The 13,113-nt window shown below is 49.5% G+C and carries 16 protein-coding genes; 1 reads left to right on the forward strand and 15 read right to left on the reverse strand.

The window, feature by feature from the left end:
• Positions 1-3 precede the first annotated feature (3 nt).
• From EL628_RS25360 to EL628_RS25425, 14 genes are all read right to left on the reverse strand, one after another.
• Entirely contained in the window at positions 4-564 is a 561-nt protein-coding gene (locus EL628_RS25360) for a DNA N-6-adenine-methyltransferase (RefSeq protein WP_126582787.1), read from the reverse strand.
• Positions 561-2,231 carry a DEAD/DEAH box helicase gene (locus tag EL628_RS25365; protein ID WP_161975763.1) on the reverse strand — a complete coding sequence of 557 codons (1,671 nt, stop codon included), beginning with the start codon at positions 2,229-2,231 and terminating at the stop codon, positions 561-563. Before EL628_RS25365 ends, EL628_RS25360 begins: the two co-directional genes overlap by 4 nt.
• 77 nt (positions 2,232-2,308) lie before the next feature.
• Complete coding sequence (locus EL628_RS25370; RefSeq protein ID WP_126582789.1) at positions 2,309-3,664, reverse strand: DNA cytosine methyltransferase; 1,356 nt, start codon at positions 3,662-3,664, stop codon at positions 2,309-2,311.
• A 142-nt stretch (positions 3,665-3,806) separates the two neighbouring features.
• Positions 3,807-4,268: a hypothetical protein gene (locus EL628_RS25375; protein ID WP_126582790.1), complete on the reverse strand. Its 462-nt coding sequence runs from the start codon at positions 4,266-4,268 to the stop codon at positions 3,807-3,809.
• A 66-nt stretch (positions 4,269-4,334) separates the two neighbouring features.
• Complete coding sequence (locus EL628_RS25380; protein ID WP_161975764.1) at positions 4,335-4,721, reverse strand: DUF488 family protein; 387 nt, start codon at positions 4,719-4,721, stop codon at positions 4,335-4,337.
• A 147-nt stretch (positions 4,722-4,868) separates the two neighbouring features.
• Positions 4,869-5,075: a hypothetical protein gene (locus EL628_RS25385; RefSeq protein ID WP_126582792.1), complete on the reverse strand. Its 207-nt coding sequence runs from the start codon at positions 5,073-5,075 to the stop codon at positions 4,869-4,871.
• A gap of 200 nt (positions 5,076-5,275) precedes the next feature.
• A complete protein-coding gene (locus EL628_RS25390; RefSeq protein ID WP_126582793.1) occupies positions 5,276-5,542 on the reverse strand; it encodes a hypothetical protein in 267 nt (88 codons plus the stop codon).
• Between the two features lie 275 nt (positions 5,543-5,817).
• A complete protein-coding gene (locus EL628_RS25395) occupies positions 5,818-7,065 on the reverse strand; it encodes a hypothetical protein (RefSeq protein WP_126582794.1) in 1,248 nt (415 codons plus the stop codon).
• A 170-nt stretch (positions 7,066-7,235) separates the two neighbouring features.
• The gene (locus EL628_RS25400) at positions 7,236-7,757 is read right to left on the reverse strand and encodes a DUF84 family protein (protein ID WP_126582795.1); all 522 of its coding nucleotides are present in this window, start codon (positions 7,755-7,757) and stop codon (positions 7,236-7,238) included.
• Positions 7,758-7,810: 53 nt separating this feature from the next.
• Positions 7,811-8,053 carry a hypothetical protein gene (locus EL628_RS25405; RefSeq protein WP_126582796.1) on the reverse strand — a complete coding sequence of 81 codons (243 nt, stop codon included), beginning with the start codon at positions 8,051-8,053 and terminating at the stop codon, positions 7,811-7,813.
• Between the two features lie 118 nt (positions 8,054-8,171).
• Complete coding sequence (locus EL628_RS25410) at positions 8,172-9,839, reverse strand: hypothetical protein (protein ID WP_126582797.1); 1,668 nt, start codon at positions 9,837-9,839, stop codon at positions 8,172-8,174.
• Positions 9,832-10,146 (reverse strand): hypothetical protein, encoded by a 315-nt coding sequence (locus EL628_RS25415; RefSeq protein ID WP_126582798.1) that lies wholly within the window; start codon positions 10,144-10,146, stop codon positions 9,832-9,834. Before EL628_RS25415 ends, EL628_RS25410 begins: the two co-directional genes overlap by 8 nt.
• Before the next feature lie 21 nt (positions 10,147-10,167).
• Complete coding sequence (locus EL628_RS25420; RefSeq protein WP_126582799.1) at positions 10,168-11,061, reverse strand: sigma-70 family RNA polymerase sigma factor; 894 nt, start codon at positions 11,059-11,061, stop codon at positions 10,168-10,170.
• A 35-nt stretch (positions 11,062-11,096) separates the two neighbouring features.
• Entirely contained in the window at positions 11,097-11,927 is an 831-nt protein-coding gene (locus EL628_RS25425; protein ID WP_126582800.1) for a hypothetical protein, read from the reverse strand.
• A 398-nt stretch (positions 11,928-12,325) separates the two neighbouring features.
• Here EL628_RS25425 and EL628_RS25430 point away from each other — a divergent pair, with 398 nt between their 5' ends.
• Complete coding sequence (locus EL628_RS25430; protein WP_126582801.1) at positions 12,326-12,535, forward strand: helix-turn-helix domain-containing protein; 210 nt, start codon at positions 12,326-12,328, stop codon at positions 12,533-12,535.
• A gap of 99 nt (positions 12,536-12,634) precedes the next feature.
• Here EL628_RS25430 and EL628_RS25435 read toward each other — a convergent pair whose 3' ends face one another.
• Complete coding sequence (locus EL628_RS25435; protein ID WP_126582802.1) at positions 12,635-12,778, reverse strand: LapA family protein; 144 nt, start codon at positions 12,776-12,778, stop codon at positions 12,635-12,637.
• Positions 12,779-13,113: the final 335 nt, after the last annotated feature.

Consider the following 13,113-nt stretch of genomic DNA (forward strand, 5'->3'; position numbering starts at 1 on the left):
CGCTCATGTGAACACTCCATTCCAAAGTGCTAAATTTTGTGGACGCGTTTTTGCAGGTGAGACGCGTTGGGCAACCACCCCAAACTGACTGAAAACTTCAAGGAAGCATTCTCTTTGAGGTCCCAGGTAGACAAAGATGGTTCCATGAGTGTGCCCACACTCTTGCAGGATCTTCCCCGAGCTGGGGGTGAAGAAGCCAACCTTATGATCGGTAAAACAGATAGGATAATCCCACAGGGGCGAAAACCAGGAAGTATCTGTGCGGCCTGTCGTTAGGAGAATCGCCTCAGAGACGCGGCCCGCTTGATACTCCTGAACTAATTTCGTGATCCAGACGCCCTGATTTGTCTTCTTCCCAGGCGTCTGGCGGCGTCCAAAGGGAGGATTAAGCCAGACGCGACCTTCCCAGGGGAAGGCTAACCCATTCTGTTCCCTGGTATAATAAGTGCCTGCCTGGACGGTCTGGTTAGCAAGCTCTGTTGAGGCAGGGTCCAGATCAATTGCACCCATGACTTCTCGAGCTGCTTGTAAGTAGCGAGCGGGAGTATACCATTCATCACTCATGTACCTACTTTCGATCCTTTCTGTGCTTTCTGCGCTTTTTTTGCAACAATCTGATCAATCAAGTCGGAGGCCTCACCCCGTGTGATTCCCGGTCTAACTGCCACACGATGCTTCTTCAGAAGCGAGATCTGCTTTTCAGAAGCGGGAGTCGATCTCCAGGGGGCCTGTATGTCTACGAGGACAAGGTTCCGTTCATCTTTTTCGAGGAGGCGTGCTTTCATCTCTGCATGCTGTTGAGCCCAGGCAAGAGGGGCTGCTTGAAGCCAGAGCTGTCCTTCATAGGTAGGAGAGAGAAAGGCCCAGACATCATAGGTCTCCTCTGGCTTTCGTGAGGGAGTGAGCAGGATGCGGTGTTTTTGGGCACCCACCTGCAAGCAGTAGCTGTTATTATGGCATTTCTCCCAGGGACGTGAGCTAAACAAATTGACTGCCTCATCAATGTGTCGTTCTTCAGAAAGCGTACGGACAGGTGCAATCTTCTCTTGTTCTGCCTGTTTCTGGCGTTTGACACATTGAAGTACGGTTTCATGATCCTGGAGTGTGATTCCCAGAGCACCTTCAATCGTTTGAGGGAGAAGATGCTGTTTCTGTTTGATACAATTATCGGTCAGATCCAGCAGAAGGCATTGAGTTTTGCCTTCTGCAACACGGAGGCCACGCCCAAGGCTTTGTAAGAAGACGACAGGCGAGAGTGTGGGTCTGGCCATGATGACACATTCAATGAGCGGTTCATCAAAACCCTCCGTCAAGACCATTACTGTTGTCAGGACAGTGAGTCCGCCTTCATGAAATTTTTGATAGAGACGGCGGCGTTCTTCGCGAGGAGTCTGACCAGTGATAGTTGCGGCTGCAACACCTTTTGTAAGAAAGACCTCTGCAAGATGCTGTGCATGTGCAACCGTTACCCCAAAGCAAACGGCCCTTTTTCCAGGAGCGTGCTCTTGATAGGCCTCGACAACGCGCACATTACGTGCTGGCGTATCAATAGCTCGCTCAAGATCTTGGACTTGAAAGTCTTTCTCTCCCTCTGTACTCTTCGCAAGACGAACCGCTTCTAATGAGGTCTCCGTTCGGATAGCAACTGCTTTTAGATCACTGAGTCGCCCACTGGTGATTGCATCAACAATGGTCATTGAGAAAACGGGAGGGCCAAAGATGGGTTCAAGTGAACGTTGGTCGAAGCGATTGGGGGTTGCTGTGACTCCGAGATGAAAGGCCTTATTGAGCTCCTGAAAGACTTTTTGATATTTGGGAGCAGGCGCATGATGGCATTCATCGCAGATAATGAGGCCGAAGCCGAAATGCTTCAGTTTTTTGAGGTGACGTGTCTGGTGGATAGTGTCAATACTCGCCACTGTTACGGGATCTCCGTATTCATGCACCCCACCCCCAACTTTTCCAACGGCACAATCAGGGGAAATCCTTTGCAGCTTCATGCGTGCCTGTTCGAGTAGCTCATCACGATGAGCTATGATTAATACCGGAGACCCTTTCTCTTGTAACCACCATGCAACCAGAAAACTAAAGAAAACGGTCTTGCCCCAGGCAGTGGGGGCGACGACAAGAGCCTGACCTGTCGAGTCAAGACGAATCATCTCCAACACCTTCTCCAGAGCCTCTTGCTGGTCTGGAAAGAGTGTAATGACTGGAGAAGGTACATGATCCATTAAGAGGTATCCTTTCCAAAAAATGCCCTGCTGTCGTTGGGCAGAGACAGCAGGGGAAGAATAGAATGTCATCAGTTCTAGCAGAGAGAGTCTGTCATGCGTTTGGTAAGGAGAAACATCACGGGTGGTGTGACTGCATTCCCTAGTTGCTTTACCTGTTCACGTCGCGTTCCTGTAACGATATAGGTATTGGGAAAAGCCATCGCGGCCTGGATCTCTTTCGGGGTCAACATACGAAAACCACAGTCTTCGACTGCTGGGATGCCCGATGTATTTGCAACAACTAGAGCATGTCTGGCCAGGGTAGTAACTGTCGGGGTTGCATCTTGCACTGGTGCCATCTTCCCGTGATTGTAGTAGGTCATCAGCCAGGTAGGAGGAACTACCAGGCTATGGTGATTTCCACTTGCACACATAGTGGATGTTGGGGAAGAGAGGGCACGAGGGCGGTATTCTCCTAAATGATCTAAGATAAATGGAGGGACGGTGATCCCATTGCTATCATATGCCGTCTGGGTTGGAAAGGGCTGTTCAAAAAGTGCTGCAGGGCGTGCATCAGGGTGATTCAGATTGCAAAGGAAGGGTTCCTGTGCAAATTTCTCCAACCCATAGGCAATACGTTTCATGGTTTTAGGACGCAACGGCTTAGCACGATCGCCGATCCGTGGAGCAGGATTGTCCCAATCAATCGCATTTGCTGCCGCATAATAATAAGGTGTAACTTCGTTCGCATCTAGCGGGCACCGATACACATATTGCTGTTTATATTTCCCGTACTGTCTCTGAGGATTCTTCCAACATTGCACAGATGCCACATCCTTCCCACATTGCGGACAATAGGCAGTGGGGGTGATCTTGAGATTGGGACGGCGATTCTTTCTCTTCCATGCAATAAAGTACATCCGATCTCGGCTTTGAGGAGTAGGATGCGCATACATACTATTGAAGTAGACAAGTTTATAGTCATATCCGAGACTTCGCCACGCCTGAAGCCAGGCATGGAACGGCTTCCAGAGAAGAGCATCCACCACATTTTCAAGAATGACCCCCTCATAACCATGGCATTCCGCCCAGTCCAGGGGCGTCCACATGGTACATCTCGAGCGCTCTTCCGCCTCATCAACCGGGGTCACATCTCCTTGTTCCCAGAGCTCCATTTGTCCCTGCCCTTTGCGCTTCCGTCCTTTGGCAAGGCTATGACTGGTGCATTCTGGTGACGCAATAAGTAGGGTGGTGGCAGGAAATTGTCTTGGGTTTGCCTGATGGAGGTCTGTTAACACATGCCGAGTGTGGGGATGATTGGTGTGATGCGTTTCAACTGCCCGCTTCCAATGGTTAATGGCAAGCCGAACGGTTACCCCCGCTTGCATCGCGCCGGTGCTGGACCCCCCGGCACCACAAAACATGTCCGTGACGGTAATATCGAGTGTCATCCTTGATCCTCCTATAGAGAAGAGATGAAGTGGTGAATGGTGGCATATCAAGTTCAATTCTCGTCAAGAAAGCCCTCTCAGTCTGCTCTTTTGAACTAAAACTAACTGAGAAGCATGCTCAGAGAGGGCTTGAGAGAGGTATTTAAAGAAGAAACAACTTCTGCTGAGGGGTGCCTGGCTCTGTGGTGCGCGCTTTCAGAGGAGTGGGCGGATTCGCTGGCATCGGTCGCACGACCCCAGGTAGGAGTGCCATAGGGTCCTGCCAATTGGGGAAGGCCTGCTCTTCCTTGCGATCCCACCAGCGGTAACGCCAGCCACGAAACCCTCGCATATAGTTCGGTATGCTGACTGCGTGAGCATCGCCATGACGCACTAGCCCAAAGCGGTTGCCGGGAAAGTAATCAATCCGCACGAGCGGAGCAAACCCACGAAGCGCGCCGTTATACACGATATACACACGATCCCCAGGCCGCATTTTTGGTGTGGCACCGTAGAGGTAGAAGTGCCATTCTTCCCCACTCCATGGGGCACCTGCTGCATCGCCTTCATTAATCCAGCGATCAAGACCAAAAGACTGCGGGACTGTTACAACCACATCACCCATAGAACCCTCCTTCTTTGAAGGATAAACAGGCAAGAAAACCGCTGAAAAACAGAATCTTCTGGTAGTTCACTGAATGACCTCAATTTCAGGACACTGTGCTTGAAGGAGTTCAATGACAGTATGGCGGTGGCAGGTTGCATAATGTTTACAGGCACACAGTACAATTGGCTGATAGCCTGCCTGCATGAGACGAACCAATTCAGCAATTCCTTTGTCTGGGTCTTGAATCTTAATAGGCATGTCTGGTTGATTATAGTTGATATTTCCTAAGGCCTGGATCGTGAGGTAGCGTGCTCCCCAGCGTTCCTGTAACCGGCGTTTGTTCCATTCTGGATGCCAACGCGATACGGGTCGAAACCGAATATCAACCAGGACAGTGGAGAGATCCTCCATCCATGTGACAAGCTTTTGTTCAGCAGCAGGGTCTGCATAGCCTAATGCAAAAACCTTCATAAGACTCTTTCCTTTGCACGTTCTGGGACATGATCCTGAAAAACAGGCCTTCAGCCACGCCATTGTGCTGAGAAACCTGCTATTTCTACTACACTCTTGATCTCTTTGGGCAAAGCCAGTTGGAGGGGCGCGAAGCACCCACTCTTCTCAAGAACTTTTTTTACCTGTCGTGGATGGTTGAACCTCCCCAATGATTTCCAGGATCTGATCCTGTCCAATCGATTGATAGCCATGCTCCTGGTTCACCAGCTGGACATGATCATCGTACACTCGTCGCACTCTGGCCGTATCCAGCCCACCATCCTCGACCACATACCGGACGATATCTCCTTCAGTAATGTTTTGATTTGACACAGATCTTACCCTCCCTTAAGTGAACCTCTAACAGATACCACAAGCCTTCAAGGGTTTCTGTTTCCAGGGTATTTCCTCCATGTGTGTGCCAACGCGTCTACATTGGCACACGTGTTAACGGACGAGCGCAGTGCACCACCGGCTCGCACCAGCCTACCCCCTAAATCGGCAATAGGCTGAGACGAACGGCAAGGCTTCTTTCAGGGACGGTTGGACCAGCCAGAGAACAGATCAATATGGTTGGCGCGACACGCATTGACTGCCTGCCTCCCATGACTCACAACCTGAGCCTGTCCATTGATAATGAGAAGGCCTTCTCTTGCGGCTGTGACCTCGTAGACAGCATGTTCCCCATCAATGCCGTAGTAATAAGCTGTACCAGTCTCCTCTACTTGAAGATCCTGATTATCCTGGTTGAACGCTTTTCCCAGACTGGTCCCCCAGGGATTCTTATGAAAGATGTCCATTCAGGTCTCCTTCCTTCGGTGTAGAAAACATTGTGGTTTTTGCTTAAGCAGATGTAGTCAACAGGTTTTGTCAAACACACCCAGGCCCCTAAAAACGTCTTGCAGGAAAACAGGTACTCAGGTTAATGGCATGTCGACCGAAAAACAGGGGGGATGTTTACCTGGGTGTGTACAGAGGTTGATGAAAAGTGTTCACCAGAGGAGTTCACCAGTGCAAAAACAAAGGTGTTTACCAGGGTCAGCGGAAATGTTTACCAGCGGCTGGGTAGAGGTGTTTACCCAAGTTGGGAAACGGGCAAGCTATCGACCACAGTCCCGTCATGGACGACATCGTCCAGTAAGTCTTCCTCCTCCTCTTCGTTTTCCAGATCCTCTAGTTGGGATGAGGATTGTGCTAAGAGATACATTTCATAGGCATCTTTGACAGGCTTGACTGTTTTCATGTAATTGCCCCCTATATTTCTCCAGCTCATCTTTCGGCGGATATGGTCAGTAAGAATCCGTTGCACCACTTCTGGTGCCAACCCTTCGACTATCAAGGGAGGAAGAGCTTCTAGCTGTCCCAGATCCTCGGTGTGCTGCTTTGGGGCTGACTTAAGCAGTTTGGGACCTTTTTGACGAGGGCTAGCAAGAGCACGAGACCCCTCCTGACTGCCACTTCGAGACTGCTTCACCTCACTTACGCTGATCTCGACCTTGCGGATAGTATGACTCACCTGAGTAAAGCCATTGGAGAGATTATCCATGAGCCGTGCAAGATCCTCAATCTGTTGGAACATCTCACTGCGTAATCCATCAAAGCGTTGATCGAGATGGGCCAGGTCCTCTGGACGAGCGTTGACCAGAACGTTTACCTGTTCTCTTGCTGACTGCTCCTGTTCACCCAGAGTGTTCACCAGTTCCGTGACCCGTTGCTCTAAAGCGTTCACCTGAACTCTCATAGTATCCATACTTACTTGAATGGAGGTGAACAGGTTGGCCTGGCTTTGTTGAAGAAACGCGGCAAATTCTGTCAGGTGTGCCTGCATATCTTTAGCCTTTACCACTTCGTGTTCACCACTGTTTTCTTCTGGTAGGTGAACAATGATGGTATAGCCAATTCCTGCAATAACCCGCAGGAAGAGGAGAAATTTACCAGCTATTCCTGAGAAGTCCCAGATCAGAGATGCCACAGTAATTAAGGTCAACAGACCAAACATACTGCACAAGGAGAACAATAAGACGGCCTTCACTTTGTTGCCGCTCCGTTGCGTTTTGCGTGCAAGTTGGAGCGCACCGGCCAGGATGATCTCTGGCGCGATACTCATCACCGTTTGAGCACCATAAGTCAAAGTGGGCGACCAGTGGGCGGCACTTGGGATAACCGTCTCTGCGATCATAAAAAGGGCGCTACCAAACATCATCGGTTCTGCTAAAAGCGATAATAACAGCTTGATCCAACTCGAAAGAGCAGGGATAAAGGGCAGCTCGGCAATAATGCGTTTGGGTGTCCATTGTTCTTCAGGGGGTGCGGGAGTTGTCATAATAGAAGCTCCTTTGTCGATAGTGGATAAACCGATGCTAGCAAACGATATTCTTGTGAGAAGGTTTCTTTCTAAGCATGATTGCGTTTCAATAATTTTGCGGTAATGCGCTGCATTTCGGCAGAGGCTTTAACATACCAGTCGCCACAGGTAGGGCTAGGAACAAACAATCAAACGGACAGCAAATGGCGGGCTTGCAACGTTTGAAACAACTTTACGACTGCATCTTGAATAAAATCGGCCCGCGACTTTCCTACCAGGCTAAGGTGTGGATCATTATGAGATTGCACCTGCCCCCACTCTTGTAGCACCTGCCCTGCTGTCCAGGTATGTACGCCTCGTCGCTGTACCTCTTCAACCGCACTGGAGGGGAAAACAATCGCCTCACTCTCAACCTCAACGCAGGTACCATCGGGGAACCTGGCAACCACCAGAGCAATATCGAGCCATGCATCCATGCGCCAGTATAAGCCGCTTTCAATAGCAAGGGTAAAAGCCGCTCTGGGTACTAATTGGGCAGTATGAAGTGCACGGTTTATTGCACCCTGTCGTGTCTCCTGATTGAATGGTTGTTCAGCAATTGCTGAATGTGCTTTCACTGCCTCGATATCAGCTTTAACTCCCAATTGACACAAAGCATTTTTCACGGCTGTTACCTTAATCTTGCTCTGTGATCCAACTGCGATGATCATGAATCAATGCCCTTTCCGTCCCTACCTGGGACCGTCAACCAGAAACATATGATTTACTCTTCGGTCTTCGCTTCTGTGCTGGCTTGCGGGGCCATGCTATACGCAATATTAAGAGCAGCTAGCAGGTTAACATCTAACATTTTAAGAAGTCCTTCAACGATTTCCTCCTGTTCTTTGATAGTCTTCCCTGCCAACTGAGCCACAATTTTGCTTTTCAGCGTCGTTGTCGCAAAGTATGGTTGGTGATCTTCCAGGTTCATTTGGTTGTTAAAGAGTGGGTGCGGTGACTGGGCCATAATCTCTTCTCCCTTCTGCCCTAGCACCTCTCGCATAGCCAGTTGCCGGGCTGTTGGCTTGCGGAGGGACTGCTCTCATCACTAAAAAAGGGGGCTTTGCCCGTCGTGTAAATCCTTTCTAAGCATGTTTGCGTTTCAATAATTTTGCGGTAATGCGCTGCATTTCGGCAGAGGCTTTAACATACCGGTCGCCACCAGTTGTCTGCCAGATCTGTTGGATAATCTGTTTCTGTGAAGAGCCCATCATCAATAGATCCAGAACAGTCTGTTCAAGCTCAGTGAGGGGTGTTTCCTCTTCCGCCTCTTCGCATGGCTTCTCAGCCTCTTCGAAGGGGGGAGAGGAGGCCGCTTCGATGAGATGCAATTGAGGGCGTTGAGAAGTGGGCACAGGGCTATCCTTCGAAGTGGGTGTGGCCTGTAAGAAGGCCAGCATATGTTCAACCGTAATCATGGGGATAGCACCAATCACAGGACCATCCCATCGACTGCAATCGAAAATCATCACCCCGCTTCCAGCTCGTCGAATTGTTGGTAAGAGCGTCTTGATCGCATCATTTTCCAGACCGGACATCCGTGCTCGGCGATCAGAACTGAAGAAGACAATACGACTGTTAAAATTTTCTGTGACACGCGTTGGGAGAATCTGTGCATCAAAGCTCTGCCCACTCCCAATAAAGAAACAGCGCCACTTACGTGCCTCGAGAACCACCTTCCGAATGACTTTGATCAAGCTCGGAATGCTCTCAATATCCTCACCCTCCCTGGCTTGACGCTTATTTTGTGCTTTATACTGAATCGCCAGTTCCTCATCATAATCTGCCAGCACAGGCAGTTCATCGGCAAGCAATAAGAAGGGGTGTTTTGTCTGTCTCGTCGCACGATAAAGCGTATCGCGAACCTCTAATTCGTGGAGAAGTCCAGGAATAGACTGAATAATGTCCTGCTTGCGATCCAGATAGGTGACTTTCGCAGTGGGTGGCAGACCCTGTAGCGTGCATCCATTGAGCACTGCTAGTTCGGCCATAGCCCCATGGGGATCCCAGATTACTACCTCAGCTCCGCTCTTCAGCAGAACCGTCACATAGTACATGAGGGCCGTCGTTTTTCCCCGCCCAGGCTTGCCTGTGACCGCCATTGAGAGTACATCATCAACAGTCCCATAAGCAGGGCCCTCTTTGACATAACAGAGAACCATACGCTCATTGGAGATTAGATGGCACATGTCTGGAAAAGCAGGCGCTTGTGGGATAGTTTCTTCTATCTCCTCGTCCTCAGCATGCTCTGGGACGACTGGCCCGGAAATTTCGGATTTCTCGACTAGACGCGGCGATTGAAAAGTTGCATAACCGTTGGAGCCATACTGGTCATCGCGAATCACCAGAGTATGCCCCACAGGAATTGTTGCATGTTGAACCTGCCAACGGGTCGCCATCATCAACCGTTCCTGCTCCTGTTGCGTTTTGATCTGCTCCAATTTGAGACGCTCCAGGTCCAACTGCTGTTGACCCAGAAGGAGTTGCTCAGCCGCCCATTTTTCGGACTCAATCTTTGCAATCTCTGCCTGCCGGTGTTTGCGCTCAAGTTGGCGAATGCTTACATTATGCCAGGTGAGGTAGAGGAGATAGAGTAGGGCAATCCCAATACCTCCCAGGAACGTCCATTCAATATAGAGCCAGAGGGACTGTAAATCGTGTTGATGCTGCATGAGCATCGCAATCACCACAATAGCACCCATGATGGTTCCAGAAAGCCAGATTAAGGTCTTTGTGCTCAACTGTTCAACCATGATGCACCTCACGATCCATCTGCCAGGAACGGCGCATCCACCGTCCAACACGGAGAATGGCATACCCAAACAGGCAGATGAGCAGGAATTTCACGAGACTATCAGACCCACTATAAAGAGTGGTCAGATAGGTGATCGACTCAAAAAAGGCGGTACAGGCAAGATTTAACACATACGCTGCGACAAACAGCGAGGCTGCCAGAAGCGTGAAACAAGCCACGACACCAACCCCAAAGACGATACAAAAACAGAGCTGCATATTTGGCCGAAATGACGTGCCTTGTTTGCTGGATTGTGGGAAAAGCATCACAGATCTCTCATTTCTCCCCTAGGGGATTACAGATAGAGCAGCGGTTACAGAAGTAGAGGCACGTATTTCAGAGGAGACCAGAGCAACGTGTGCCTGGATGCGCTTGATTGCACTCTTATGCTGTTGCTGTATGCGCTGCCGTGTCACCTGAAAGGACTGAGCAATTGGCCCACAGTTCATGCAAGGTGCTTCCCCATTGAGTCCGTAATACATCTCGACGATCTTCCGCTCTTTCGCAGGCAAGAGCTCAAGGAAGGATGCTATCTGGATACGCATATCCATTTCATCTTCGATCGCGCTATAAGCGTCTTCAGGATCGATCAGGAAATCATAATAAGTTCGCGTGTCGTCAGCTCCCAATGGCGTATCAAGGGAATGATAGGTGGTTTTAAGCCATGAATAGATCAGAGTAATGCGATCCTCAGGGATATGAGATGCGTAAGAAAGTTCTCCAATCGTCGGATTACGTCCAAGAGTATCTGACAGAGAGTGATAGAAGCGCTTTGCAGTCACCAGGTCAGCAGCAGCTCGCGCAGCAAGATGGACTGGGAGCTTTGCGGCATACACATAGCGCTGCATTCGCTGGAGGATACGCCAGTAGCCAAAGGTGCTAAAGCGATAGCCTCTGGTGTAATCAAATAGCTCGACGGCTCGCATCAGTCCTAGGTTCCCTTCTTGAATCAGATCCATCAGCATGTGAGAAGGTACATAGGGGGCAAATTTAAACGCGGTATCCACCACTAATCGTAAGTTGCCCTCGGTCAACGCATTCATTGCAGCTCTATCGCCATTGGCTGCCTTTTTGGCCAGCGCATACTCTTGAGCCTCAGTCAAGAGTGGGTAATGCTGGACATCCTTCATATACAGGCGAAGCATATCGTCCGAGGCTGTCATGCTTTGAGAATTGTTCATTGATAAATCTCCTTTGAAAGCGGAAAGAATATGTCTTAAGCAGCAGTAAGAAACCGACTGGGAACACCAACCGTGACATGCCAGCAGGGCTCATTCATCCCTCCAGAAGAGAAGAGCGCATGCACGACACACTGGTGCGTCAAGAGATGCCAGTGACGAACCTGTTCAACAAGAACGCATCGCTGTTGGAGAAGAAGTGCCTGGCGTTGATCAACCATGCCATAGAGCTGGCTCATGAGTGCATCTACCACAGCCATCAACAAGATCTGCTGACCGGTAGGGGAGGCAATATGCCGATGAACCAGATTATGATAAACGCGCTGATGGCTGGGAAGATCCTCTTTGACGTCCTCAACAGAAGGAATCAGGCTTTCATCCTCGATGTTCTGAAGCTCAGGGAGTGCATCAATGGGAAGGATCAGCGACTCAAGAGCGGTCAATGACTCTTCAGGGAAGAAGGTACGCTCTGCTCGCTGGGAAAGGGTGTTGGGCTGAAATGGACGCACGTTTTGTGCATGTGCTTGTAAGAAAGAAACGATCTTTGCCGGTGTCACGCCGCTACGCTGGAAGCGACAATCCCAGGGATAAGCCATCCAGAGATCTTCCTCGGAAAGAAAGACCGTTGTATAGTCTGTCTGGATGCTGTATGGCGATGGAGAGACGTGAGTCAGATATAACCCATCAGAAGCAATGCCAAGAACCCGTAGGAAGCAGAGCCCTTCACGACTCATTTCCTCCCGAAGACTGGGCATCACTTCTGAACCATCCTCACCCATGGAGAAGCAAAGATCGGGCAAAATAGTGGCAGGAGCCACGCACGTCCAGTGAAAACCTACACGCCGCTGAAAAGTTTTTGCATTTGCCATGCCAGGCTCCTTCTTGCTGAAAAAGTCAGCAACAATTTGACATCGGAGCCTAGCACGGTATAATGCATGTAGACTCGACGTTTGGGCTGTATGCAGGTGAAAGTTTTCTCAGGCTTTAGCACCCGCAGACGGTTGGTTGGGTCGTTTAAGAGGCGCTTGTGGTTGCAGCCACGGGCGTCTTTTTCGCGATCTCTTTGGTGAGCAATTAAATTCTATTTATTGCTCATTATTCCGTTTAATTGCTCATATTTGATCTTACTAAGAAGATAACATCCAGGTTTCACAAAAGTCAAGCTTTTTTTGAGCAATTATGAGCAATTATGAGCAAACTAGTTGTATTAAAGGCTCTCTTATGCTAGAATCTAGCATAAATAGTGATACGATAAAGGCGGTAACATATGACGAAATTTGAAGAGTTGCGCACGAATGCAGGGCTAACTATTACACAGCTCTCTAAAGAGTCTGATGTATCGCGTGCTACTATCGAAAAAGTTGAAAAAGACCTTCCTGTTCGCGCGGCTCTTGCAGCCAGACTTTGTAATGCATTAAGCAAACATCTGGATCACCAGGTGACCTATCAAGAGGTAGGGATTCGCACTGTTCGGTAGTATCCCCAATGTGGTTTTATCCTGTATCAGGGTATGAGCACCAGTAACCATTTCTCCCAACCAGGGCTGCTATTACAGCCCCTGGTTTTTTCTTCTCCCTTACTCTACGGGACGTCCCCAATAGCGCATAGCGTTGGCCTGCTTCCGGTAGGCGCGAAGGGCTCGGCGCTGTTTACGCGTCTGCCACCAATAGAAGGCAATGCCTATGCAGAAGCCAATCATGAGATAGAGTAAAGCCTCCATGCATGTCTCTCCTTAACCTCTTTAATAACGGCGGCTACCTGAGTGACTTGAACGACCACTCCCTAACCAGATGCCAATAGAGAAGAAGAAGAGGCAGAGAGAAACGATAAACCAAATGTTGACGCTCAGTGTAAAATCCATGCGCATTATCCTCCTATTCTGTACCAGAACCGTCATGAAACTTCCCAAAATTTCTTGTATAATTGTTGTGGTAGTGTCGATAACCTCTTCAAACGTAAGTGGTGTATCTAGATGTAATTTTACTTGAGTGCCTGGTTATAGACCACGACATTAGACGGCATCGAGACGACAAAAGAGACGGCATTTTTTATGGA

Origin of the sequence: Tengunoibacter tsumagoiensis (genome assembly GCF_003967535.1) — a bacterium.
Taxonomy (GTDB): Bacteria; Chloroflexota; Ktedonobacteria; order Ktedonobacterales; family Ktedonobacteraceae; genus Tengunoibacter; species Tengunoibacter tsumagoiensis.

What these genes read in the sequence shown, in the direction of transcription:
- EL628_RS25360 (WP_126582787.1), bottom strand. Translation starts at nt 564, where the DNA reads ATGAGTGATGAATGGTATACTCCCGCTCGCTACTTACAAGCAGCTCGA.
- EL628_RS25365 (WP_161975763.1), bottom strand. Translation starts at nt 2,231, where the DNA reads ATGGATCATGTACCTTCTCCAGTCATTACACTCTTTCCAGACCAGCAA.
- EL628_RS25370 (WP_126582789.1), bottom strand. Translation starts at nt 3,664, where the DNA reads ATGACACTCGATATTACCGTCACGGACATGTTTTGTGGTGCCGGGGGG.
- EL628_RS25375 (WP_126582790.1), bottom strand. Translation starts at nt 4,268, where the DNA reads ATGGGTGATGTGGTTGTAACAGTCCCGCAGTCTTTTGGTCTTGATCGC.
- EL628_RS25380 (WP_161975764.1), bottom strand. Translation starts at nt 4,721, where the DNA reads ATGAAGGTTTTTGCATTAGGCTATGCAGACCCTGCTGCTGAACAAAAG.
- EL628_RS25390 (WP_126582793.1), bottom strand. Translation starts at nt 5,542, where the DNA reads ATGGACATCTTTCATAAGAATCCCTGGGGGACCAGTCTGGGAAAAGCG.
- EL628_RS25395 (WP_126582794.1), bottom strand. Translation starts at nt 7,065, where the DNA reads ATGACAACTCCCGCACCCCCTGAAGAACAATGGACACCCAAACGCATT.
- EL628_RS25400 (WP_126582795.1), bottom strand. Translation starts at nt 7,757, where the DNA reads ATGATCATCGCAGTTGGATCACAGAGCAAGATTAAGGTAACAGCCGTG.
- EL628_RS25405 (WP_126582796.1), bottom strand. Translation starts at nt 8,053, where the DNA reads ATGGCCCAGTCACCGCACCCACTCTTTAACAACCAAATGAACCTGGAA.
- EL628_RS25410 (WP_126582797.1), bottom strand. Translation starts at nt 9,839, where the DNA reads ATGGTTGAACAGTTGAGCACAAAGACCTTAATCTGGCTTTCTGGAACC.
- EL628_RS25415 (WP_126582798.1), bottom strand. Translation starts at nt 10,146, where the DNA reads ATGCTTTTCCCACAATCCAGCAAACAAGGCACGTCATTTCGGCCAAAT.
- EL628_RS25420 (WP_126582799.1), bottom strand. Translation starts at nt 11,061, where the DNA reads ATGAACAATTCTCAAAGCATGACAGCCTCGGACGATATGCTTCGCCTG.
- EL628_RS25425 (WP_126582800.1), bottom strand. Translation starts at nt 11,927, where the DNA reads ATGGCAAATGCAAAAACTTTTCAGCGGCGTGTAGGTTTTCACTGGACG.
- EL628_RS25430 (WP_126582801.1), top strand. Translation starts at nt 12,326, where the DNA reads ATGACGAAATTTGAAGAGTTGCGCACGAATGCAGGGCTAACTATTACA.
- EL628_RS25435 (WP_126582802.1), bottom strand. Translation starts at nt 12,778, where the DNA reads ATGGAGGCTTTACTCTATCTCATGATTGGCTTCTGCATAGGCATTGCC.